This window comes from Flavobacterium ajazii (assembly GCF_010614725.1).
Lineage (GTDB): Bacteria > Bacteroidota > Bacteroidia > Flavobacteriales > Flavobacteriaceae > Flavobacterium > Flavobacterium ajazii.
This window is the reverse complement of sequence record NZ_JAAEHL010000009.1, coordinates 224003-247117: the sequence shown is the minus strand read 5'-3', so window position 1 is coordinate 247117 and position 23115 is coordinate 224003. Positions and strand designations below refer to the sequence as shown.

Below are 23115 nucleotides of genomic sequence, written 5' to 3'. Positions count from 1 at the left end.
TAATTTAATTATTTGTAGCTAAATTCAAAAAACTACGTATTTTTTTTGAGTAATTTTCATTGAAAATGATATTAATATGGTAATAATTCATGTTTTTGTTTAAAAAATGAATAATTAAAACCATTTTCGGGTAAAAAGATTGACTAATGTTTTGGGAGACAATGTGATAACAAATCTAATTTTTTCGTTATATTTTGGTTGTGTAATTTCCCACCCATTGTTGGAATAAACAGGGAGATAAAGTTCAAAATAGTCCTGTACAAGATTCAGCCTGATACCACTGTCATAAACAAAGTGTTCACTTTGCTGCTTGTTTTTTGTAAAACCAAGATCGCCGTACGCTTCAATCCAGTTCCATATCGAATAACTTGTGTTTAAAGTGGTCATCCACTGATTGGCATATCGTGGTTCGATCATAGATTTAAAGCCTCCTTCTGCCATGACATACTGCTGACTGAAAAATCCGGTACTTTCTGATCTTCCGTAAAAATTGTAATCAAATAAATAGTCAGTAGGACGGTCCAAACCAAAACTGAAATAATCTGAATTTGTTCTATTGTATAAAAAAGCTCCGGCAAACAATCTCACATTTAATTTGCGGTTGTTTTCAAAAAGTCTTCTGTATTCAATTTCTCCTGCCAGTTTTCCGAAATCTCCTGAAAATTGTACATCGGTCATAAAACTAAAATGATTAATCAATTCGGTTTTAGTATTTAGGTAGCGAAGATTAAAAACAGAGTAGTTTGGACTGGAATTGTCGGTTATGTACGCACTCGCTTCACGATTTACAATTATCTGACGAGCGATAATAAATTGTTTTCGGTTATCCCTGAAATCTTCTTCCCGAATTCGAAACTGAACCATTGGGTTCAATCTGAAATAGGTTGCATCGGGTGCATAATGGAAATAATTCTGACTTATAGAATACCTTACATTATAAAGTTTACTGTCACGATAATAATGATTTAACGAAAAAGCGGATGAACTGGAAAAGGTTCCGGCCTTAATAGAATAAGAAGGGTTGATATCAAACGTAAACGGCTTGTCTAAAATGGTTTTGTTATGAAAACGGATACCTGGTGCAATACCATCATAATAATTGTAAGCCAGTGTTGGCACATACAATATTTGATTGTAGTAAGGATCTTCTAAGTCTTTGGCAAAATTAAATTTAATCGGACGATTTGTAATTACCAGGCTTTTTAATGATTTCCAGTTGTTACGCTGATTGTATTCGGGAACTTCATTATCGTAATTCAAAACAATTTTATCAGCATTTTTTCTTTCGAAAACATATACAGAATCATTGCTTTTAGGCTCAATCCATTGTTTAAAAACAATATTGTTCTTTTTAAGTCCATAAACGGGAATCGGAACAAAAATGTCTGTTTTGTTTTTTATCGAAAAGCGTATACTGTCTTTGGTTCTGGAAACATCATCAAATTTATAATCGATAATCTCACGAGAACTAATGATGGTTTCAAAAAACCAGCCGATTTTTTTTGGACTTTTTTGGGTTAGTATATTTTGAAAATCATATCGGTTTGCCTGCTGCGTTTTGTTTAGGATGTAAAATTCCTGAACACTTTCGGGCACGATATTGTGATTTAAATAATTGTCGAGATAACTCAGGCTTAAACCCGCACGATATTTACTCGCAATCTGTTCATTGAATTTAATAAGCGCATTTTTTGGATCTCCCAACGGCTGATCCAGATTTTTTCGGGCCATCAGCATGTAGTAATAGCTGTATTGCTCATTAAATGTCAGATTGGTAATGTTATAACTTTTAAAGAGTTTCATTTCAGAAAGCCTGCCCAGCATCTTTTGATCAATGTGATTTTCTTCCATGAATTTAATCATCGTATAAATCTGGATTCCGTCATAAATCCAGTTGTCTTTTCGCGGATCCAGACGAAGACTGTACTGGAGATAGTTGTTTAAATAGGTTTTTAAGAAAGTAATTTCAAACATGAATTCATCCGAAAACGGACTTATAAACGAAGGCAGCTGATTGAGTCCGTAAAAAGGATTTCGGTCGTAATCTGCCTGGGAAACGGTAATTTTTTTATGTGGATATTTTCCAATAAAATCATTAGCAAAAGAGATTACCCTGTTGATAATTATTGCTTTTTCTATTTCGTCCAGTCTTTTGTTTTTTAAATTCGAAAGAACTTCAAGTGTACCGTTGTTGTAACTATTGAAAGTATTTTGTTTTTCGATAAATAAATTAAAATCGGTTCTGTTGTTCCCTGAAAAAAGATAGGTGCTGAATGTTTGTGAAGAAGTGTCTTTTGAAACAGAATCCAAATCTGTGGTAATGGTATACAGATTCGGAACTTTAATTTCTAATTCATAATCAGTTACAGCATTTGCGATGTCATCGAGGTTGAGATTATGATATTTTATAAAGCTATGATTTTCATAACGCGCAGGGCTCATAAACCAGTTTCTTAGGTTCATTCCGCCATTTTGGGTATAACCGTAATGCGTAAATTTATCGCTTGGAATTTTAGAAATATAAGTAAGATGTAAATCAATTTTGCTGTTGGGAGGCAATTTGTTTTTAAGCTTAATTACAATAAAATCAGGATTTTCGATGGTTCTTTGCCATTCCAAAGCCATAAATTGAGCATCTGTCAGTTCAAGTACTGTTGTATTTCCGCGTTCTTCGGGTTTGGCTAAGTGAAAACCTTTGTAAAATTCATCTGAAAACCGAAGTGCGAGAGGAGTGTTTTTATCAGAGAAAGCATTGTTCCAGTCGTTTAAAACAATAGAATCCAAAGAGTCGTTTGAAGTATTGTAATAACTAATATCCTGTTTTACATGCAGTGTTTTGAGTTCAAGATTCACTGCCACCTCCATCTTTGACTGATGTTGCGCATACGGTTTTAATGAAAACATCAAAACGAAAATGAAAAGGATAATTTTAAATAATGATTTCAATGATGGCTTTAAATTTAGGATATAACTTAAGTTATCGGCATAGTACTATATCGGTTTTATTGTAAAAATAGTATAAAAAAAGCTGTTTAAAAAAACAGCTCTCATTTTTTACATAAGTTATGAAAATTACACCAGATAAGATTATTTAAACATTTAATAGAAAAGTCAGAACTTACATCTATTAAAAGTTCGGACTTAAATCGTATTTCTTATAGAATTTATTCAGTTCGTCAACTACTTCATCTTCACTATCTACAATTTTAAATAAGTTTAAATCTTCAGGACTCACGGTATGCATTTTTTCTACCAGAACCGTTTTTACCCAATCAATTAATCCGGACCAAAACTCAACACCAACTAAAATAATTGGAAACTTTCCAATCTTTTTTGTCTGAATCAGGGTAATTGCTTCAAACATTTCGTCTAATGTCCCAAATCCTCCCGGCATTACAACGAAACCCTGAGAATATTTTACAAACATTACTTTTCGGACAAAAAAGTAATCGAAATTCAGGTTTTTATCATGATCAATATACGGGTTGAAATGCTGTTCAAAAGGCAGTTCGATATTTAAACCAACAGAAATCCCTCCACCGGAGTGCGCACCTTTGTTTCCGGCTTCCATAATTCCCGGGCCACCGCCTGTAATTACGCCATAACCGGCTTTACTGATTTTGAAGGCAATTTTTTCTGCCAGTTGGTAATATTTGTCTTCCGGTTTTGTCCTTGCCGATCCAAAAATAGATACACATGGTCCAATACGTCCCATGCTTTCGTATCCGTTTACAAATTCGGACATGATTTTAAAAATTGCCCAACTGTCATTGGTCCTGATTTCATTCCATGTTTTTTGTTTGAAACTATCCTGAATTACTTTATCCTCATCATTATCAAAATCTTCTAATCTCATTTTGTGTATTATTAATTTATTATTTTACTGAAAAACTTTTTAGAATTTATATTAGAAAACAACAGCTTTGCCGTGTATTAAAAACTGGCAAAGCTGTTGTACTAAATTAACTCTTTTTTTGAAAAATGTTATAAAAATGGAATGTTTATTCCCTCAAAAAAATAACTATTTCTTTTAACTGTTTTATTTCTATTGGTTTATCAAAAATAAATTTATGGTTTCGTTTTATTTCTTCACCAGTTTCTCCTTGAAAAAATCAATAGTTCTTTTCCATGATAAAGTGGCGGCTGTTTCATCGTATCTGGGTGTTGTATTGTTGTGAAAACCGTGGTTGACCCCCTGATAAAAATAAGCGGTGTTTTCTACTTTATTTTTATTAAGTATTTCTTCAAAAGCAGGCCAGCCTTCGTTCACACGGGTATCCAGACCCGCATAGTGTAAAAGGAGCGGAGTCTTTATTTTTTCGGCTTCTTCTTTTGTGGGCTGTCCGCCATAATACGGAACGGCAGCTGATAAAGAAGAAATCTTTACAGCCATCATATTCGAAATCCATCCGCCAAAACAAAATCCGACAACACCTACATGACCGTTGCAGTCTTTATGTGATTTCAGGTATTCATAGGCTGCAATAAAATCTTCCAGCATTTCTTCACGGGTTCGCTTTTTTTGAAGTTCACGACCGGTATCATCATTTCCGGGATAACCGCCCAATGGTGACAAGGCATCAGGTGCCAGTGTAATAAAACCTTCCATGGCGGCTCTTCTTCCTACATCTTCGATATAAGGATTTAATCCGCGGTTTTCATGTACGACAATGATTCCTGGTAATTTTTTTTTGGTTTCAGCAGGCTGGGATAATTGCCCTTTGATACTGCCTCCGCCTTTTGGAGAATCATAGTTGATGTATTGTGTTTTTAATCTTGGATCAGTTGGAGGAATTAAAATAGTATCTGCATAATTAGGCATCATAAAACTTAAAAGCGACGGAAGAGTAAGGGTTCCGACAGCAAAAAGTGATAATTTTTCGATAAACTGTCTTCGCTCAATTTTGTTGTGAGCATAGTCGTCGTATAAATCGAATACCTCTTGGGAAATATCTTCTTTGGTTAATTTTTGCATAGCGGTTAGTTTTTTGAAGGTAAATTAGAAATTAGCATAAAAGTAAAAAATATAGATTTAAGAATCTGTTGCGTGAAATTAAAATATGTATCATACTGAGTCTATTTGGCTTTGCCCGGAATTAAACTTAGTTGAAGCCATTAGTACTCAAAAGCTTTTGACTCTGTTCAGGATGACATTGATTATTAATTTATTCGGTATATTTTTTTTCTTCATTAATTTCCTGTTCCAGTCTTTTGTTGATATTGATTTTAGCATTTTTAAAAACAAAAATGGTGGTTTTGTATTCCCGGGCATATTTATTTGTTATTTCACCTGCTATTAAACCTGACTGAAAAAATGGACTTGTTTCTGTAAATTCAGTGCTGTTTTCTTCAAATTCTTTAATCCTGATGAGGTTTTTGTAATACACATTCAAATTGAACCAATTAACGTAATCAGCATTAAAAGAAACGGCTTTGATTCCTTTTTTAGTGTAATAATTTATGGCTCCTGCCTGTCCGTAATTGTCACAAAGTACAAGTGTGTTTTCTGATTTAGGAAACAAAGCATAAACCGAATCTGTTTTTCGGGTTAATTCTTTCCATCCCAGCATATCGGCGAAATCCTGTGGCAGAGCATGATCTTTTCCGTCTTCCCAACGCAGCATTCCCAACTTTTTATACTTTTCGGGATGCTGCACAATGTATTCCGGACTTTTATTTGGAAATGCTAAGTTGTACATCGGGATAAAAAACAATAACGGAATTAAAATAAAAACCGGTTGTAAATACTTTTTCCAGCCTGTCTTTAGCAATTCTGCCAGAAAAACGGACCCAAAAGCAATATAAATTGGATATAAACCAATCGCATAATAGGCTTTGGCTTTGAAATAAATAAAAACGATGAGCGTAAAAATTATCGAACTGAAAAAGAATTTATATTTCGAAAATGGTTTATAACATAATAAAGCATATAAAGACGAAAGGATTACCAGAAAAGAACCGATGAAAAACAATAACTGCTCTTTTAAGAATTCAATTCGGTCAACATTAACCAGTTGTGTTTCGGCCAGTTCTTTCATATGATGCACAATCGGAAAATTGTTTTTGTACTGCCATAGCAAATTAGGTAAAATCAATATTACTCCCAACATCAGGGCAAAATAGAGATTCTTTTGAGCCAGTATTTTTCTTTCGCCCGATAATAAAATAGCAGGCAGCAGACCAATGAGCAGAAAAACAATGTTGTATTTGTTTAAAAATCCAAAAGCAAATATAATGGCACTAATGTAAAGCCATTTGGTATTTTTTGTTTTGACATACTGAATAACGGCAAAATAAAAAGCAGTCCAGCTTAAAACATCAAACGAATTGGGCTGATACAGCATATTAATTCGCAGCAATGATGAAAACACAATGCAAGTTGCACCTAAAACTAAAGCATATAAATTTCCTTTGAGAAGCTCAATGGTTTTCCAGACAATTAACAAATTCAAAGCACCAAATAGGGCAGGGAAAAATTTAACCCAAAAAACAGAATTACCAAGTAAAAAAATAAGATAAGAAACCCAGGAGGTTAGAGGCGGAACCGATAGATAACCCCATGCCAAATGATGTGCCTGATCAAGATGCAGGTATTCATCACGCTGCAAATCATATTCTGGGCTAAGTAATATATATTGCAGAATAAACTTTAAAAGGATGAATGCAGTTAAGATGAGTGTTTTTTTGTTCATGAAGCTTTTGGTTTCAGGTTTGCTTTTTTTGGATCAAACTGTATTTCTCTAGCTAAGATAGGATTTATTTCAATCCAGGACATTTTGAATTTGACTCTAAAACAAAAAGCTCCAGATTTCTCCGAAGCCTTGTTTTTTGACCTGTTTGATAAGATTTTATATTAATGTAAAATTATAAGTAAAAAATGTTATTTACAATTTAAGAAATTGCTGTCATCCTGAGCGGAGTCGAAGGCTTAGGAAATCGAAAGGGCTTCGACTCCGCTCAGCCTGACACTTATTTTTAATTTTATCCAATTGATTAGGAAGCTTATTTCAATGTTGATTTGATAACTACAGCAGCCTGCTGAACAGCAATTTGGATTGCGGGAACATTTGCAATCGGATTTAAAAGTCCGTAATCATGAATCAGTCCATTGTATCTTGTTAAGGTTACAGGAACTCCTGCTTCGTTTAGTTTTCTTGCGTAAGCTTCGCCTTCATCTCTCAGAACATCATTTTCGGCAGTCTGAACCAATGCAGGGGGAAGGTCTTTAAGTTCTGCTAAACTTGCCTGTAATGGAGAAGCATATTTTTCGTTTCTTTTTGAAGTATCAGGAAGGTAATTATCCCAAAACCATTTCATCATATTTTTAGTAAGGAAACGTCCATTAGCATATAAATTATACGATTCTGTTTCAAAATTAGCATCGGTTACCGGCCATAAAAGAACTTGTAGTTTAATGTGTGGACCTTTTTTATCTTTTGCCATCAGAGTAATAGCGGCAGTCATATTACCGCCCACACTGTTTCCAACAACAGCCAGGTTTTTACCGTTTACACCAATTTCTTTTCCGTTTTCGGATACCCATTGTGTTGCTGCATAAATCTCATTGATTGCTACGGGATATTTAGCTTCAGGAGAAGGTGTGTAGTCAGGAAAAACTGCAACAGCGCCGCTTTCGACAACCAAATCTCTCACTAATCTTCTGTGAGTTGGGTAATCTCCCAAAACCCAGCCTCCGCCGTGAATGAAGATAAAAACGGGAGCATTTTCTTTGGCTCCTTTAGGCTTTGTAATATGAATTTTTACTTTTAACCCGTTTTGTGAAATTACTTTCTCAGATTCTTCAATACCTGAATAATCAACTTCTACCGATTTTTGCGCACCGACTAAAACATTTCTTGCGTCAGCAACAGGTAACTGTTCCAGAGGTTTTCCGTCACCGGAATTTAATGCGTTTAAAAAACTGCGGACTTCTGTAAATATTTCGGGATCATTTTGTCCTTTATAAGGTCTTTCCTGTGCCATAATTACTGTATTTAGAGTTAATAATGTAACTATAAATATACTTCTTTGAATTGATTTTATTGTTTTCATGATGTTATATTTTTAATGTAATTTTCTGATAATTAATTGATAAGGTTTGTTTGTAATATGATTTCGAAAGAAAATGCCTGACTCACCGGACAAGTTTCTTCGGCACCTTTGGCAATTTTTAAAAATGCTTCTTCCGAGATTCCAGGAACTTTGGCATTTAAAACTAAAAGTGATTGTGTAATTTTTCCGTTGTCTAAAGTAATTGTAGATTGTGTAGTCAACTCTTCAGGTGTAAATCCTGCGGTAGTTAAGTCTAAACTTAATTTCATGGTATAACAGCCGGCGTGTGCAGCTGCCAGTAATTCTTCAGGATTGGTTCCGACACCGTCAGCAAAACGGCTGTTGAAAGAATATTGAGTTTTGTTTAATACGGTACTGTCTGTAGTTAGAGTTCCGTTTCCTGTTTTGATGTCACCGTTCCAAACGGCCTGAGCTTTACGTTTCATATCTTTATGTTTTATCATTTATAATTTGACAGGACAAAGATATGGTGGTGATAAGGCTGTAAAAATAGACAAAAGTCTATTCCAATTGTACATTTTTCCCTTGAAGGTATTTTTTCTTGAAATTAGACGGAGTGTCGCCAACTTTATTGGTGAAAAGACGGTTAAAATAGGCCGGATCTTCGTAGCCAAGTTGATAAGCAATTTCTTTTACACTTAAATTCGAATAGCCTAAAAGTCTTTTAGCTTCCAGAATAATTCGGTCTTTAATAATATCATTAGGCTGGGAAAGTTCTAAACGATTGAATTTATTTGAAAGTGTTTTTGGCGCTACCCCCAGAATATCCGCATAATCGGCAACGGTGTGTTTGGTTCTGAAATGAATTTCGACCAGTCGGCTAAAGTCCCTGAAAAAATCCATTTCTTTTGATGGTTCTTCGTTTAAAACACCCAACTGTTGAATTTTCCAGATTCGGGTAGCTTTTATAATCAGCTGTTTCAGATAAGTTCTGATCATTTCTTCCTGCGAAGAATCTGGTGTTTCAAATTCTCCCTGAATTTGCTGATAAATGGCGCAAATAAATGAAATCTCTTTCTCCGGAAGAATGGTCATCGGCATTTCAAAAATATTATTAAAAAGTAACCCATCGCAGGCAACTTCCGCATCATGAATCTGTACACAATAAAAATCACGGTTATAATACATGAAGTAGCCTTCTTTTTCCCCTTTTGTTTCAATTTGCAGGTATTGATTGCTATTGATGAAAAACAGGGAAGGGATGGTAGTTTGGTAATGTTTAAAATCAATGGTAACCGAATAATTTTCAGGTAAATAAATTACTTTGATGTATGGCTTGTAATAATCACCATTGATTTCTTCTACAGTTTCCTGATTTATTGTTAAAAATCCCAGTTTTTTATAATTGGATTCGAAAAGATTGTGGTTTTTCATTACAAATGATTTAGAGCTTAAATGTAATCATTTTCAAAATGTAATGTTTAGACTTTAGAATCTGTTTAATGTAGAAATTATGCTCGGGATGTTTGTAAATTTTTATCATTTTTTTACCTGAATGCCATGATGGTAATGACACTCCAGTATTGATCTCATCTGATTAGGATTATGGATACCATTTACAAAATCGTTCCAGACTTTTTCAGGAATAAGTTGTAGTAAAGGCTGTTCTGTTTCTAAGACTTTTGGAGCATTTTCTTTGATCAAAGCATCCCATTCTTTGTGAAAAGTTAAAATATCATCCGGATAAACAGCTTTTCTGGCAGTACCTTCATCAATGGCAGGAAAAGGTTTTTCGACATTCAGATAACCATAATCATCTGTAAGTTCTTCTCCCGGCAGAATATCCCTGATAGCGATTTCAAAATCATACGGAGTACTAAAACAGCTGGGGTTGAAGCTATGGTTTACAAATTTTGCGTTATCCCAGCACAATACCATTTCTCCATTTTTGTTTACAAAAGAGTAGGTGTCCAGGTATTTTTTTATGTAAGGATTCACATTTGCAGCCTGTGTTGGGGTAAATATTTGGTCCAGATCGTCCTGAACCCAGGTAATAGTACCTCTCGGAATAAGTTTTGTTGCTACAATACCATATCCTTTTTCATTACTTATAAAACGGATTTCTGTATCAGGATGTATCATGTCACACTAATTTTAAGCATTCACACTTTTGAAGACCGTTGCGGGAAAAAGATGATTCCGTTTATTAAAAACAAGTTTGATATCCATTTTTTCGCAATAGTCACGACCGGCAAAATTCTTGTCTTTGTATTTTTTTTTCAAAGAATCCTCATTATGAATAAGATGATATGTCTGAAGAATATTCTGTTCTGTAAAATGCCGAATAAATTCATATACAAATTTACAACCTTTTAGCTGAATATCTGTTTATAAATGATTATGTTAGATTGTTTTCAGGTCTGTTAAGTACCGGGTATTTTCGTATAGTCAATTGGAGAAAATTAAAAGTACAAATTGTTATTTTAACCCGAGTTCGATTATTCAATAATTTGTTATTTATTAGATATCCTGCAAGGTTTTTTCAACCTTGTAGGTATGCATACTGATGATAAAATACCTACAAGGTCTCAAAAAAGACCTTGCAGGAACATTAAATGGTATAATTTATTCGTAAACAAGTTCTGTGCTGTATTAATCGAACTGAGGTTTTTAGTAATTTATTCAGGGATTTAAATTAAGGTTTGTGCTGTTTCTGCTAAAACTTTCCACATTTCAATTTTTTGGCTGAGTGATGTTCCGGCATTCAACCCACTTGTTGATGGTAATATTTGATAGGAAATACCACTTTGATGATCAAGATGTTTTTGATAGAATAGTGCTGCAGCTTTACTTTCGAAAAAAATATGTTTGATGTCCGGAAATTGACTATGGAAGTTTGCAAAATTGTTTGCTTCTTCGTTTTTAATTTTAGAGTCACTACTTCCATCTCTTACACAGGAAGCCAGTACGTGCCATAATCCAATTCTGTGTTTTTTTAAAAGTGCTTTTCGATTCTCATAAGAGTCGCTGAAATCTTCTTCAAAAATGGTAAATATAATTTTCCAGAAGCGATTGCCCTTATTTGCATAATATTGCTGATGGGCTATTGACTGATCCCCGGGCATAGTTCCTAAAATTAATATTTTAGTTGACTTGTCTACCAACGGGTCTAAGGCTTTCTTATGCATAATTAAAATAAGTAATAAACAGCAAGATAATATAAAGTATCGGTAGAAAGTACAGATGCTTAAAAAGATAAAAAATGGTAAACGGGATGTTTTGGTGCATAAAAAAACGATAATCAGGGCATAAGATAAGATTCAATGTTTTTTCCAAAAACAGTTCAGTGAAATTGAATTTACCTTATTATAGATTATCGTTTTTAGTATAGTTTAAAACTGACTTAAAGGTACGAAAAAAGCTTCAGATTACTCCAAAGCTTTTCTAAAAAATATAAATAAATTTCTTTCAAAAAATTATTTCATAACATACGTAACAGTATTAGCTTCACAAAGCCTGAAATATCCTAACGCAAAATCTTTTGTATCTCCAGTGTTGATAATATTTCCTCTAATATTGCCTGGTGTTGTACCAAAGGGATTTGCACTTGATGCTTCAAAAATTAAATTCATATAATCATGAAAATTTTTTGAAATACCACGATGTACAATTTGAACTGTTTTTCCCGGTTTTAAATCTGTATCTGAAAATTCGTCTTTTACTTCGTTTCCGTTGTACAAATCATCATTAGACATTAAAGTATAAGGAATTTTCAAAAAATCGGTTGTAAAATAAGACAGATAAAAATTTTGCTGATCAGCAGGATCATCATAAAAGATGGAGAGCACCAATAAATCCGGCCCTGATATGTCAGGTCTGTATTCTTGTTCTATTCTCTTAATTGGTGTTACAGAAATCATTTTTTCTACGGCTGTAAAACTTTTTCCCTCAACCTCAACAAAAAGGGTGTAATCCATATTTAGTACCGGAACGAAATCCTTACAAACATAAATGCCCGGTTCTGTTTCTGTAAAAGTAAAAGTTACACCTTCACTGTTTTCAACACGTACCTGCGCTCCCGAAACTTTTGGTGTGCTGGTACTATAATAAGGAGCCATTTTGCTTATTTTTATAGTTTGGACCTTTCCGTCTGTATCTTTATTCCAAAGGATTTCAGCATCAATTACTATTTTAGCTTCGCCAGTTTCAAGATCAAGATTTACCACCTCTTCACAAGAGGATAACAATAAAATAAAAAGAAGACTACATAAAATTAGTACTTTATTTTTAAAATTATTTTTTGCCGTTTTATTCATATTGTTAAAATTTAAAGTTATAAGAAACCCCTGGAACTAATCCGTAAATGGATAATTTTTTGGTTTCATTTTGTCCTGTATCCTCATTTGTTGCAAATGTTATCGAAGCAGCATTTTTTCTGTTGTAGATATTGTAAATGCTAAATACCCAGTAGCTTTGCCACCCTTTCTTTTTATCTGGTTTAGGGGTGTAAGTAGCGGCTAAATCCAAGTGGTGGTAAAGAGGAAGCCGGTTTCCGTTTCGTAATGAAAAATTAGGTACGTTTAATCCGCCAAAATCATAATATCCATTAGCATAGGTAACAGGCTGTCCCGATTGCAGAGAGAAATTAGCATTATAAGACCACTTTGCGCTTCGTTCATAAGTAGCCACTGCGCTTAAGCTATGTAATTTGTCATATCCTGACAAATACCAGTTACCGTTGGCAATTCCTGGTTCTTCAGGAGTTCTTCCCGGAGTTTTTTGCTCTGCTCTGGACAAAGTATAAGAAACCCAGCCATTGAATCGACCAGTGTTTTTTCTAAACAATAATTCCATACCATACGATCTGGCTTTACCACTCAGGATTACCTGTTCTATGTTGTTGTTTGCCAGTAAATTGGCGCCTTCTACATAGTCAATACGGTTTTGAATTTTTTTATAAAACAATTCTCCTTCAAAAGAATAATCACGATCTTTTATATTTTGAAAATATCCTATTGCATATTGATCCAGTAGTTGCGGTTTCATAAAAGGACCACTTGGTGTCCAGAGATTCATAGGCAAAGGCGATTGCGTGTTGGATAACATATGAATGTATTGCGCCATTCTGTTATAACTTGCTTTTACAGATGCATCTTCGCTAAAAGCGTATGATAAAGCTGCGCGAGGCTCAAAATTGTCAAATTTACTTATGATTTCACCGCTTTTATAAGATATGGTTCCTGTTGGAGTACCTTCCTGATAAATATTGTATTTTGGATTGTATACTACTGCTTGGCCATCTTCATAAGTACTGATTTCCTCGCTTCCTAAACGATAGAATAAACTGTAACGAAGTCCGTATCGGAGATTCAATTTCTCAGTAATCTGATGTTCAAAGTCTAGGTAAGCAGCAGATTCTAAAGAATATTTTTTATCCAATTGTTGGTAATTATATTGTGAATCTGAGCTGGTGGGCTGAACTGTTCCGGGATTAAAATTATAATAAGTCCCCTCAAGTCCATAATTTAGTTTAAAATTTTGAGTAACGGACTGATTCCAATTGTATTTTAAACCATACGTTTGAACAGTGTTTTTCCATTTGAATTTCTGAAAATTCAGGTTCAGGTTAAATTTATAATCACTGTAGAAAACGGATAAGTTGTTATTTAATTCATCTGAGAATTTATGCTTCCAGTTAAAAATTCCCATAGTATTTCCAAATTTGATATCTACCAGATCATTGAAACGGATACCATCATGTCCAAAATAACCTGAAAAACTAACCGTGTTGTTAGCATCAAGACGATAATTCAATTTAGCGTTTAGATCATAAAAACCAATGCCGGCATTAACATCACCTAATTTTAAAAATAAGTTTGCATAAGAAGTACGTCCGCCTATTATAAAGGAACCTTTACCTTTTTTTATAGGTCCCTGCACCAAAAGACGACTTGAGATTACGCCTATTCCTCCGTTTACCTTATAATTCTCAAGATCTCCTGTTTGTTGGTTTACATCAAGGACAGAAGAAACTCTTCCTCCAAACTTAGAAGGAATACCTCCTTTATATAATTCTAAACCACTCATCATGTCTGCATTAAAAACAGAGAAAAAACCAAACATATGCGAATCTCCAAAAATCGGGGCGCCATCCAGTAAAATAAGGTTCTGATCTGCTGCGCCTCCGCGGACATTAAAGCCAGACGAAGCTTCGCCTGCATTGGTAACACCAGGCAATGTCAATAGTGATTTTAAGGGATCCGGCTCTCCCATTGCAGCCGGAATCTTCTTAACATCCTGCATAGACAGTTTATTAACACTCATTTGAGGCGTTTTAATATCTGCAGCTTTGTTGGTGGTTACAATTACTTCTCCTAATTGCTGGCTGTCAGATTCCATATTAAAAGTGATCGTAACATCGTCAGAAACTGTAATTTGTTTCTCCTTATTTTTTAAACCAATATAACTAATGGAAACCGTATAACTTCCGTTTGGAATTTCAAGACTAAATTTTCCGTTTGAATCCGTTACGGTACCAACCTCCAGTTCCTGAATATAAACATTGGCACCAATAACGGATTGTTTGGTATCATCAAAAACCTGTCCGGTTAGCTTACTTTTTTTTTTAGTCGTTTTTACAGATTGGGATTTCTGTTTCACAAAAATATTAAGACCTACGATTGAAAATTGTACAGCAGTATTTTTGTTTAATTCAGAGATAAGTTTCTCGATTTCAATCTGTTTGTAAGTAGTTTTCTTTGTGAAATACTTTTTATTGGTATCGATTTGATCTGTAAAGGCAAATTTAAAATCAGATTGGTTTTCAATCTGTTTGAAGAATTCTTTTAAGGTTACATTTTGATCTACAGTTACGGTAACGTTTTGGGCAGACATACACCAACTGAGTAAAAAAAAGCATGCTGAAATTATATGCTTCATGAAATTTTGTATTTTTGATTTATTAATTGGAATAACCTCGTGTTATTCTGACTATAAGGAGGATGTGTAGTTTCGCGGCTTGCATCCTTTTTTCTTTTCTATTGAAAAGTAATCTGTTTTAAATCTTCATTTAGTTCAAAGTTTAGGTTATACATTTCTGATATTAATTGTAAAATTGTTTTTAAATTTTCTTTTTTATTAATTCTGATGGTAATTTTCTGGTTGAGGTTCTCTTTTGGAAGAATCACTTTGTAACCATAATTGTCTTCGATATACTGACTGACAGTAGAAAGTTTTTCATTATCAAAATCTACAAAACGGCTAAATTCAGTTACTGAAGCAGACTGGTTTACGTACGTGAATTTGTCACCCGGTTTGAGTATCCATTTTTGATCCTGGCCTTTTATATTCATCTGAACGCTTCCTTCGTAAAGTTCAACTGTTACTTCTTCGTTTTGAAATTCTTTTACGGTAAAAGAAGTTCCTAAAACAGTAGTAGTAGTTTCATCGCAGAAAACCTGAAAGGGATGCTGTTTGTCTTTTTTAACCTTAAAATAAGCTTCACCATTCATTTTAATTTTTCTGTTTAAAGCAAAATTTTGCCCGTAAATAATTTTAGAATTCGGACTCAATTCTACTTTTGAACTGTCTGGTAAAACGACATACTTTATTGTTGAGCTTGTGTTTTCAATTACATTTTCAGCAAGAACTGCATTCTCACTATCAGATTGAACTTTGAAGTAAATTCCGGTTCCAATCAGCACAAAAAGCAAAACAGATGCTGCGGCATAATAACGCCAGGGTTTGAATTTCTTTTTTTCGGCAGCAAAAGTTTTAGAATGAAATTGCTCCCACGAAGCTTCCTTTTTGCTGTCTGAATGCGAAAGAGGAGTTTCATTCCATAATTTTTCAAATTCGTTGTTTAGTTTTTCTTTATCCATGGTTTTCAGGGTTAAAGTTTTTTACAATAAAATCCTTGTTTCGTAAAAACACCATAAACCATTTCCTGAATATCTCTGTTGGTTTCAATTCTGAGAATTCTTTCCCGTTTTTTGAAATCAAAATTTATAATACAATCAGAAATGATGAATTGTAAAAGAGCTACCAGAAGGCTGGCGTCTTTCTTTGTTCTGACATTCGTTTTATACGCTTCAATATGCATTTTTTGTTCTCGTTTTTAAGTATAACAAACGAGAACCGAAAAGTTCCTAATGGTTTTCGATTTTTTTTCGAATAAATTTACTGGCGAGATAAATATGATTGGCAATAGTCTTTTCAGAAAGATCTGTAATTTCTGCAATCTCCTTATAGCTAAGGTTTTCCAGTTTGTGTAAAGTAAATATTTTTTGCTGCTGTTCCGGAAGCTGGCTGATGAAGTTTTGTAATTTTTCCTGTCTTTCTTCAAATAAACCTGAATCGGCTGGTTCTTCAGGAATGCTTACCTGTGCAGGATCAAGCTGAATTATTTTGTTTTCTCTGTTAACGTGATTGATAATAATGTTTTTGCAGATGGTAAACAATTGTTTGTCAAACAAAACATCTTCGTTGAGTAATTCTCTTTTGTTGTAAAGTCTCAAAAATGTTTCCTGCACAAAGTCTTCGGGAGTAAGAACCGTGAAATTAAATCGTCTGGCAATGTTTATCAGTTTGTCGTAGTAGTTGAAGTAAACCTCTTTGAAGGCCGCTTCATTACCTTTTTTTAAACTTAAAATAAACTTTTTATTGTCCATAACAAATAGCACAGCTAGTTTTACCTAGTCTAAACTCATTGAGCTGAATATTATTGCATTCTAATAAATGACTGATTTCAAAATAGAATTGCAAAGAACCGTATTTAATTATATACTTTGACGCTATTGCTGGAAAATGTTACATTAAATCTGGTGTTTTTTATTTGATAAGAATAAATATTGATAAAGTTATATCTATATTTCTTTTGTCAGCCTGTCTAATTCTTTTAGTAAAGTTGGAATTCTAAATTCACCAGCCATGCTTTCAATTTTTTCGAAAGCATCTTCTAAATCGATTCCAATTGATGTAATAAATAGTGGTTTTTGACTGTCTCCCCTTAACAAAGCTTTTTTGTCTTTATTGATAGCTGCAAAATTAGTTTTGGCAACACCAATTATTGGAATGTTTTTTCCTAATTTTTCATATAAATACCCTCCAAGACCATGTTTTTTATTATCATCTAAGTAAACAAAACCGTCAACAATTATAGCATCAATTTTTTGTAAACCAATTTGATTTAAAAGGCTTAGGATGCATGGCAGTTCTCTTCTGTAAAATTCTCCAGGGATATATTCTTCAACATTCTCAATGGTTTCAGTATGAATTTTATAGTTTTCACTTTGGTTCCATTGATTGAATTCGATACAAACTGTTTTGGCTTTTCCGTCAAAATAATAAGTATCGAATGCTAAAATCACAAAATTTTCTATCATCTCTCAGGTATTATAGTATCACCTACACTCAAAGTATATTTTAATTTCGGATACTCAAAATTCATATTATTGTTTTCTTCACTTCTTAATTTAAAAAACTCTTTTTTTTCATCCTCATCTGCCAGTGTCAACAATTCTCCATCCGGGAAGTAAGGCATATTATTTTTAAATTGTATGAATGTTTTAGATTTTCGAAAAGTTATGCCCATCCATTTATTATCTTCGCCCGATTTTTTCTGACCCGGAATTGATTCCAGTACAATTTTATGCAGATACTTTGTATTCGTAAATAATGAAAACAAAACAATGGAATTATGTGTCAGCGGAATATCAAATTCTTCATCAGTAAATTTGTCTTTGATTTTCAGTTTCCGAATGTTTTTCTCAGTTAATTCATTTGGTTTTTCATAGCAGGTAAAAAGACCAATATAAGAATCTGCTTCTAAATCCATAGCTTGGTCCGAATGATATTTCATAGTTGCATAATTACTGTCATATACTTCAATTAAAGCATTATTAAAATCTAAAAACGACAAATAATCTAAAGAAGAATTTTGAATTTCAGTATTAAGACTTTCTATTATCTGATGATGGATTGAAGAAAAATTATGTGCAGGAATGTTGTAAATAGTCGTAGTTCTGACAATGGGAACAGTTTCATTTTTTAGATAAACTAAATGATTCCCAATCCTGCCTTTGGTGATATTTTCAAAATTGACAGAATGTGATAATTTATCAAATAAATTGTTTTCGAATGAAAGCGAAATTTTATAAAAACCTGAATTGTTCATTATCTATATATCAGATTTAGTATATTGGTTTTTCATAATCTCCGGAGTTCATACTAAAATGAATTTTTCCATATTCTACATTCTTTTCACTAATATTTTCTTCATAATAGGTATTTCTTAAATTAACCATTGTTTCTGAAGTCATTTGCTCAAGTTTAATCAATTCTCCGTTTTCTTTAATAAACGTCTGATTGTCCATATAAACAGCTTCTAAATTGGAACAACGTGCCACATAGCCCATCCTAATCGGAATTTGATCGACGTTTAAGACAGAAGGTTTAATTTCATGTGTGTACAATCTGTTTGTAGAAAGCGGGATTAAAAAAGCCGAATTCGGATATAATGTGACACTAAATTCTTTCTCTAAATTTGGATCATTAACCGTACTTTTTAATTTGAAATGAAGTCGGGTAAATCCGCTTGATTTTTTATAACACCAATCATAACGATCTGTTTTTGATGGGGTAAGCTGGTTGAAATTAGATTTGTCATAAAAGGTGCAGAAGGCAATAATACCATCTTTAGGCATATCCTTTGTTTTATCAGAGTGTGCTTTTATTTTAGATTTTACTTCTTTCGGATTGTCTTTGTTTTTTAATTTATTCTCATAGATTTGAGCCAGAACATGATTGAGTTTTGTTGGCTTCCCGAAAGTATATTGAATAGCATTATTTAATGTATTTATTATAATTTGATCAGTAGTCCTGAAATTGTCAGTTGGTCCAGTAAAATTACTGGAACATCTTAAAAGGCGAAAATGGAAGATGTCGTTTTTATCTACGTTTTTCTCTTTTTGAATTTCCGTTAAATAAATTCCGGTTCTTAACGCTTTGGATCCCTTGTTTGATTCTGTTAAATGCTGAAAAGCGTGCTCTGATTTAATGGCATCGAAATAGTCATTGTCATTAAATAAATCCCTGTAATAAACACCGGCATTACTAATTACGACCGGGATTTTTCCAAGTGTTGTAAACTGAATGTTTTTTTCGTTACGGTTTTCATAGTTTATGGAGACTTCTTTAATGACATTCAATGGAATATCATCACATTGAAGCTGACCAATATCTCCGCAAGCATAAATTATTTTGTCATCTAAAGGAGTTTTGATTTCTGAAAGATTTTCAACAATTATTCCGCAAAAGTTTTCAATTAGATAATGTAGCTCCGAGGTAATTTCTATATTTTTTTTACATACAATAAGAACATTTTTTTCTTTACAAATGCTGTTTTCACCGGGTAGTGCTATCATTTTCTTTTTTATTTGAAATTCATGTTTTAGTTCTAATTGCTAATATATAACTAATTTCATTTTAGAAAAGAATTACTTGTTTTTTAATTCTAAATCCAAAAGTAAATCCCCTAAACAGTGTCTGTTTAAGGGATTTACTTTTAATAAAGACCTAAGAATTAATCGTAAGAAGCATCTGAATATCTGCTCTTTTGTAAGGAGAAGGCACGCCTTTTATTTCTTTAAATCCCAGTTTTTCGTATAATTTAATGGCAGGTTTGAGTTTGGTGCTGCTTTCCAGATAAATTTTTGAAGCTCCTTTTTCAGCCGCCCATTTTATAGCTGATTCGGCTAATAATAAACCGATTCCTTTTCCTTGTGCTTTGGGACTTACGGCCATTTTTACCAATTCGTAATCAAAATCTTTATTATCACTTTTAACGAGTGCACAGACACCCAAAACTTCATCATTTGAAATTGCAGTAAAAATTTCACCTCCTTTATCTATAATGTATTCCTGCGGATGATCCAGGGCTTTAAGATCGCTTGGCTCAATTTCAAAATAATGTGAAATCCATTCTATATTCAGGTCTTTAAAAGGCTTTTTGTATTTGGGATTGTAGGTTACTATTTGTATTAAATCATTGTTCATATTGTAAATTATATACTGTTTTTGGCTAATCGCCCTAATTTTTTTAAGTCATTTTCTACACGTTCATTCCATTCCAGCGCATACGTCAGTCTCATGCAATTATTGTATTGATTGTGCTGCGAAAAGATTCTTCCGGGTGCAAAATTGATTTTTTGAGCTAAGGCTGTGTTGTGTAAATCTGTAGTCGATATTCTTTCATCGAGTTCCAGCCACAGCATAAAGCCTCCTTTTGGCTGAGATATTTTGGTACTATCCGGAAAATAAGATTCCACAGCACGGTTTATCTGGAGATAATTCGAATAAAGCTTATTGCGAAATGTTCTAAGATGGTGGTCATAACGCCCATGTTCTAAGAAATCTGTAATAACATCAGAATATAATGAGGAATTACAGACTGTCTGAACCAGCTTTTGGCGTATGATTTTATCTTTAAATTTTCCGGGAGCAATCCATCCCACTCTGTATCCGGGTGCCAGTGTTTTTGAAACCGATCCTATCCATAATACCAAACCCGCTTCATCATAAAATTTGCAGGGTTTAGGACGTTCTGTACCAAAATACAGATTACCATAAATATCATCTTCAATAAGCGGAATATTATAGGCTGTTATCATTCTGACGAGTTCTCTTTTATTCTCATCAGGCATTTGAAATCCCATTGGATTATTAAAATTGCTCACAAAGCAGCAGGCCGAAATTTCGGGCATTACTTTTTTTAAAACATCAAGATCTAACCCATACAAAGGATGAGTTGGAATCTCAACAGCTTTTAATCCCAGCATTTTAATAGCCTGAAGAATTCCAAAATAGGCAGGGCTTTCTACTGCCACACTATCGCCGGGAGATGTAGTAGCCATGAGAGCATTGTAAATAGCACTCATAGCTCCGGAGGTAATCACAAGGTCATCTTCGGTAATTTTACCTTCCATTACAAGCGCCCATTTTGCAATCGCCCGCCGAAGTTCTTCAGTGCCTTGGACAGGTTCATAAGCAGTTCCGGCATCGTTTCGAATACGGACAGCATTTGCAATCCCTTTGTTCAGTTTGGCAATAGGCAGAAAATTACTGCCCGGAATACCAAGTGCAAATTGCGTTACATCTGATTTATTGATGGTACCGAAAACTTTATCAATCAAATCCTCGGGCGTATTTTTTGATTCAAGATGGTTTATATTGGCAATTGTTGGAAGCGCCATGCTTCTCAGTGCACTTTTGCTGACATAATAACCCGTTTTTGGACGTGATTCAATCAGAGAACGGCTTTCTAATTCCAGATAAGCTTGCTTAATAGTATTTAAACTCACATTATAAAGCTTCTGCGCACTGCGTACCGAAGGCAGTTTGTCTCCCATTACCAGAGTTTCATGATGAATCTGATCTTCAATGATTTTGGCAATCTTTAAATATAATGTTTCATTGTTCTTCATTTTGCTTTTCGGTTAAGCGTTTAAAAATTAAGCCATTGAGATATGCGTTCTGTGTTTTTTATCAGCAGTTCTGCATTATTAAAAGTCGCTTCTTTCTTTTCTTTTAAAAAATCAGAAGAGTATTGACTAAATTCTTTTTTGTCTTCATTGTCAAGGTTTCCGTTGTCGTAAATACCCAAATTGATTTTATGGTTTTGGTCTGCAATTAAACTAGCGAAGGCAATTATTTCATCTCCTTTTTTAGCTATTAGGTAAGGGACTCCAAAAGATTTCTGATCTGTAGAATTGATATCTGAGACCTGATCAAAAATAGTTTTCAGGATTTTTATATCAGACACATAAACTTCGCTAAATTTTAATTCTTTCTTTGTTGTTCCTGATTCCATAACTGTTTCTTTTTTTAGCAAAATTAAATCAGTTACAGGTTTAGGTACAGATACAGAAAAGTATTTTTTAAAGGGTACAGATTGATATCAAATGTACGGAAAGATCTTTAAAAGCTAAAGATTTTGAAAACGTTTTCTGTGGGAGGAATGTTTAATAAACGAATTGGTGGGTTGAAATTAGTTCTTTATAAAACCAAACTTTTCTCTGTATTTATTAAAAGCAATTTTATCGACTGGCAATACAAAAGGATTTGTGTCTAAATCAATCCATTCAAATCTGTTGATATCTGGGCTGTTTACCATCATGTCTTCTGGATTGATAATTTTTACGACGTAGAAAATTAAAAGCAGTTGTCTTCCATCATCAATAATTGATTCTACAAAGTGTTCCTGAGTATATAAATGTTCAATGATTTCAATTTTTACATTCAGTTCTTCTAAGAATTCCCTATGAAGACAGTCCAGTATCCCTTCGCCAAATTCTACGCCGCCTCCGGGAAGTTTGCAGTAAATTTTGCCTTTATGATACTCATAAAGGGCTAAAATTTTAGAGTCATTTTCACAGATAGCGTAAGCTCTTACATTAAATCCAGTCAAATTCTTCATATACATTTTTAGTCTGGCAGTTGCCAAATTCTTCAGACAAATTTACAGTGTATTTTATAATTTTTTAAAATGATTGTGTAAAAAAAGAGTGCATATTTTGATAATTTTAATAAATATTTTAAACTTGCTTCAATGTAAAAATCCTGAAAGAGAACGTGTTTTTTAAATACAGCATTCTTTTTCAGGATTTATTTATGAGACTAATTTGATTCTTTTTGTTTTAAGATTCCCGGGATTCTTTTTGTAAAATGGGTAGGTTACTGGTTTTTTGTGAGATATTTTGTTACTTCATTAAGATTATAGCCGACAGCTTTTACGGCTTGCTTCAATTCTCCCGTAGTAACACTTAGTTTTTGTGACCAATATTGCAGTTCGTACATTTGGCTGATATCGATTCGTAAATCATCAGCCTTTCCTGTTTTTAATTTGTTGTCCATGATTCTGAAGTTTAATGGTTTAAGGGGCAAAAGTATAAGATGCGTACACATAGATTTTATATAATGCGGAAAAATTGTTACAGAATTGCCATAACCGAAACAGGGTTTGGTGAAATTCGGTTATGTTTTATCATTAAAAAATCCGGTTTTAATTCATACAGATGTTTCTAAAATAGATTTATCTTGTTTATA

General features: G+C 33.5%; 22 protein-coding genes. All 22 read right to left on the bottom strand.

Annotated elements, in window-relative coordinates; all coding sequences use genetic code 11:
- Positions 1 to 114 precede the first annotated feature (114 nt).
- Entirely contained in the window at positions 115 to 2865 is a 2751-nt protein-coding gene (locus tag GWR14_RS17150) for a gluzincin family metallopeptidase (protein WP_163410338.1), read from the bottom strand.
- Between the two features lie 262 nt (positions 2866 to 3127).
- Positions 3128 to 3856: an LOG family protein gene (locus GWR14_RS17145; RefSeq protein ID WP_163410299.1), complete on the bottom strand. Its 729-nt coding sequence runs from the start codon at positions 3854 to 3856 to the stop codon at positions 3128 to 3130.
- Positions 3857 to 4081: 225 nt separating this feature from the next.
- Positions 4082 to 4975, bottom strand: a complete 894-nt coding sequence (locus tag GWR14_RS17140) for a dienelactone hydrolase family protein (RefSeq protein ID WP_163410298.1) — start codon at positions 4973 to 4975, stop codon at positions 4082 to 4084.
- A gap of 190 nt (positions 4976 to 5165) precedes the next feature.
- Positions 5166 to 6692: a glycosyltransferase family 39 protein gene (locus GWR14_RS17135; protein ID WP_163410297.1), complete on the bottom strand. Its 1527-nt coding sequence runs from the start codon at positions 6690 to 6692 to the stop codon at positions 5166 to 5168.
- A 310-nt stretch (positions 6693 to 7002) separates the two neighbouring features.
- A complete protein-coding gene (locus GWR14_RS17130; protein ID WP_187356541.1) occupies positions 7003 to 8052 on the bottom strand; it encodes an alpha/beta hydrolase in 1050 nt (349 codons plus the stop codon).
- A 32-nt stretch (positions 8053 to 8084) separates the two neighbouring features.
- Positions 8085 to 8498 (bottom strand): OsmC family protein, encoded by a 414-nt coding sequence (locus tag GWR14_RS17125; RefSeq protein ID WP_163410296.1) that lies wholly within the window; start codon positions 8496 to 8498, stop codon positions 8085 to 8087.
- Between the two features lie 76 nt (positions 8499 to 8574).
- A complete protein-coding gene (locus GWR14_RS17120; RefSeq protein WP_163410295.1) occupies positions 8575 to 9447 on the bottom strand; it encodes a helix-turn-helix domain-containing protein in 873 nt (290 codons plus the stop codon).
- 105 nt (positions 9448 to 9552) lie between these two features.
- Entirely contained in the window at positions 9553 to 10155 is a 603-nt protein-coding gene (locus GWR14_RS17115) for an SET domain-containing protein (RefSeq protein WP_163410294.1), read from the bottom strand.
- Between the two features lie 548 nt (positions 10156 to 10703).
- Positions 10704 to 11201: a DNA-deoxyinosine glycosylase gene (locus GWR14_RS17110; RefSeq protein ID WP_163410293.1), complete on the bottom strand. Its 498-nt coding sequence runs from the start codon at positions 11199 to 11201 to the stop codon at positions 10704 to 10706.
- Between the two features lie 288 nt (positions 11202 to 11489).
- Positions 11490 to 12329, bottom strand: coding sequence for a DUF4249 domain-containing protein (locus tag GWR14_RS17105; protein ID WP_163410292.1), 840 nt, complete (start codon positions 12327 to 12329; stop codon positions 11490 to 11492).
- 4 nt (positions 12330 to 12333) lie between these two features.
- Complete coding sequence (locus GWR14_RS17100; protein WP_163410291.1) at positions 12334 to 14952, bottom strand: TonB-dependent receptor; 2619 nt, start codon at positions 14950 to 14952, stop codon at positions 12334 to 12336.
- Positions 14953 to 15050: 98 nt separating this feature from the next.
- Positions 15051 to 15893, bottom strand: a complete 843-nt coding sequence (locus GWR14_RS17095) for a FecR family protein (protein ID WP_163410290.1) — start codon at positions 15891 to 15893, stop codon at positions 15051 to 15053.
- An 11-nt stretch (positions 15894 to 15904) separates the two neighbouring features.
- Entirely contained in the window at positions 15905 to 16114 is a 210-nt protein-coding gene (locus tag GWR14_RS17090; RefSeq protein ID WP_163410289.1) for a hypothetical protein, read from the bottom strand.
- Positions 16115 to 16160: 46 nt separating this feature from the next.
- Positions 16161 to 16682 (bottom strand): RNA polymerase sigma factor, encoded by a 522-nt coding sequence (locus GWR14_RS17085; protein ID WP_163410288.1) that lies wholly within the window; start codon positions 16680 to 16682, stop codon positions 16161 to 16163.
- Between the two features lie 195 nt (positions 16683 to 16877).
- Positions 16878 to 17396 carry an endonuclease V gene (locus GWR14_RS17080; RefSeq protein WP_246236341.1) on the bottom strand — a complete coding sequence of 173 codons (519 nt, stop codon included), beginning with the start codon at positions 17394 to 17396 and terminating at the stop codon, positions 16878 to 16880.
- Entirely contained in the window at positions 17393 to 18187 is a 795-nt protein-coding gene (locus GWR14_RS17075; RefSeq protein WP_163410287.1) for a hypothetical protein, read from the bottom strand. Before GWR14_RS17075 ends, GWR14_RS17080 begins: the two co-directional genes overlap by 4 nt.
- Before the next feature lie 16 nt (positions 18188 to 18203).
- On the bottom strand, positions 18204 to 19436 hold the full coding sequence (locus GWR14_RS17070) for a hypothetical protein (protein WP_163410286.1): 1233 nt from the start codon (positions 19434 to 19436) through the stop codon (positions 18204 to 18206).
- 151 nt (positions 19437 to 19587) lie between these two features.
- The gene (locus GWR14_RS17065; protein ID WP_163410285.1) at positions 19588 to 20067 is read right to left on the bottom strand and encodes a GNAT family N-acetyltransferase; all 480 of its coding nucleotides are present in this window, start codon (positions 20065 to 20067) and stop codon (positions 19588 to 19590) included.
- Between the two features lie 8 nt (positions 20068 to 20075).
- Positions 20076 to 21494, bottom strand: coding sequence for an aminotransferase-like domain-containing protein (locus tag GWR14_RS17060; protein WP_163410284.1), 1419 nt, complete (start codon positions 21492 to 21494; stop codon positions 20076 to 20078).
- A 20-nt stretch (positions 21495 to 21514) separates the two neighbouring features.
- Positions 21515 to 21880 (bottom strand): hypothetical protein, encoded by a 366-nt coding sequence (locus tag GWR14_RS17055; RefSeq protein WP_163410283.1) that lies wholly within the window; start codon positions 21878 to 21880, stop codon positions 21515 to 21517.
- 177 nt (positions 21881 to 22057) lie between these two features.
- Positions 22058 to 22486 (bottom strand): NUDIX domain-containing protein, encoded by a 429-nt coding sequence (locus tag GWR14_RS17050; protein ID WP_163410282.1) that lies wholly within the window; start codon positions 22484 to 22486, stop codon positions 22058 to 22060.
- Positions 22487 to 22743: 257 nt separating this feature from the next.
- Entirely contained in the window at positions 22744 to 22923 is a 180-nt protein-coding gene (locus GWR14_RS17045; RefSeq protein ID WP_163410281.1) for a DUF3606 domain-containing protein, read from the bottom strand.
- Between the last annotated feature and the right edge of the window lie 192 nt (positions 22924 to 23115).

Coding starts and splice junctions, on each gene's coding strand:
- GWR14_RS17150 (WP_163410338.1), bottom strand. CDS start 2,865: ATGGAGGTGGCAGTGAATCTTGAACTCAAAACACTGCATGTAAAACAG.
- GWR14_RS17145 (WP_163410299.1), bottom strand. CDS start 3,856: ATGAGATTAGAAGATTTTGATAATGATGAGGATAAAGTAATTCAGGAT.
- GWR14_RS17140 (WP_163410298.1), bottom strand. CDS start 4,975: ATGCAAAAATTAACCAAAGAAGATATTTCCCAAGAGGTATTCGATTTA.
- GWR14_RS17135 (WP_163410297.1), bottom strand. CDS start 6,692: ATGAACAAAAAAACACTCATCTTAACTGCATTCATCCTTTTAAAGTTT.
- GWR14_RS17130 (WP_187356541.1), bottom strand. CDS start 8,052: ATGAAAACAATAAAATCAATTCAAAGAAGTATATTTATAGTTACATTA.
- GWR14_RS17125 (WP_163410296.1), bottom strand. CDS start 8,498: ATGAAACGTAAAGCTCAGGCCGTTTGGAACGGTGACATCAAAACAGGA.
- GWR14_RS17120 (WP_163410295.1), bottom strand. CDS start 9,447: ATGAAAAACCACAATCTTTTCGAATCCAATTATAAAAAACTGGGATTT.
- GWR14_RS17115 (WP_163410294.1), bottom strand. CDS start 10,155: ATGATACATCCTGATACAGAAATCCGTTTTATAAGTAATGAAAAAGGA.
- GWR14_RS17110 (WP_163410293.1), bottom strand. CDS start 11,201: ATGCATAAGAAAGCCTTAGACCCGTTGGTAGACAAGTCAACTAAAATA.
- GWR14_RS17105 (WP_163410292.1), bottom strand. CDS start 12,329: ATGAATAAAACGGCAAAAAATAATTTTAAAAATAAAGTACTAATTTTA.
- GWR14_RS17100 (WP_163410291.1), bottom strand. CDS start 14,952: ATGAAGCATATAATTTCAGCATGCTTTTTTTTACTCAGTTGGTGTATG.
- GWR14_RS17095 (WP_163410290.1), bottom strand. CDS start 15,893: ATGGATAAAGAAAAACTAAACAACGAATTTGAAAAATTATGGAATGAA.
- GWR14_RS17090 (WP_163410289.1), bottom strand. CDS start 16,114: ATGCATATTGAAGCGTATAAAACGAATGTCAGAACAAAGAAAGACGCC.
- GWR14_RS17085 (WP_163410288.1), bottom strand. CDS start 16,682: ATGGACAATAAAAAGTTTATTTTAAGTTTAAAAAAAGGTAATGAAGCG.
- GWR14_RS17080 (WP_246236341.1), bottom strand. CDS start 17,396: ATGATAGAAAATTTTGTGATTTTAGCATTCGATACTTATTATTTTGAC.
- GWR14_RS17075 (WP_163410287.1), bottom strand. CDS start 18,187: ATGAACAATTCAGGTTTTTATAAAATTTCGCTTTCATTCGAAAACAAT.
- GWR14_RS17070 (WP_163410286.1), bottom strand. CDS start 19,436: ATGATAGCACTACCCGGTGAAAACAGCATTTGTAAAGAAAAAAATGTT.
- GWR14_RS17065 (WP_163410285.1), bottom strand. CDS start 20,067: ATGAACAATGATTTAATACAAATAGTAACCTACAATCCCAAATACAAA.
- GWR14_RS17060 (WP_163410284.1), bottom strand. CDS start 21,494: ATGAAGAACAATGAAACATTATATTTAAAGATTGCCAAAATCATTGAA.
- GWR14_RS17055 (WP_163410283.1), bottom strand. CDS start 21,880: ATGGAATCAGGAACAACAAAGAAAGAATTAAAATTTAGCGAAGTTTAT.
- GWR14_RS17050 (WP_163410282.1), bottom strand. CDS start 22,486: ATGAAGAATTTGACTGGATTTAATGTAAGAGCTTACGCTATCTGTGAA.
- GWR14_RS17045 (WP_163410281.1), bottom strand. CDS start 22,923: ATGGACAACAAATTAAAAACAGGAAAGGCTGATGATTTACGAATCGAT.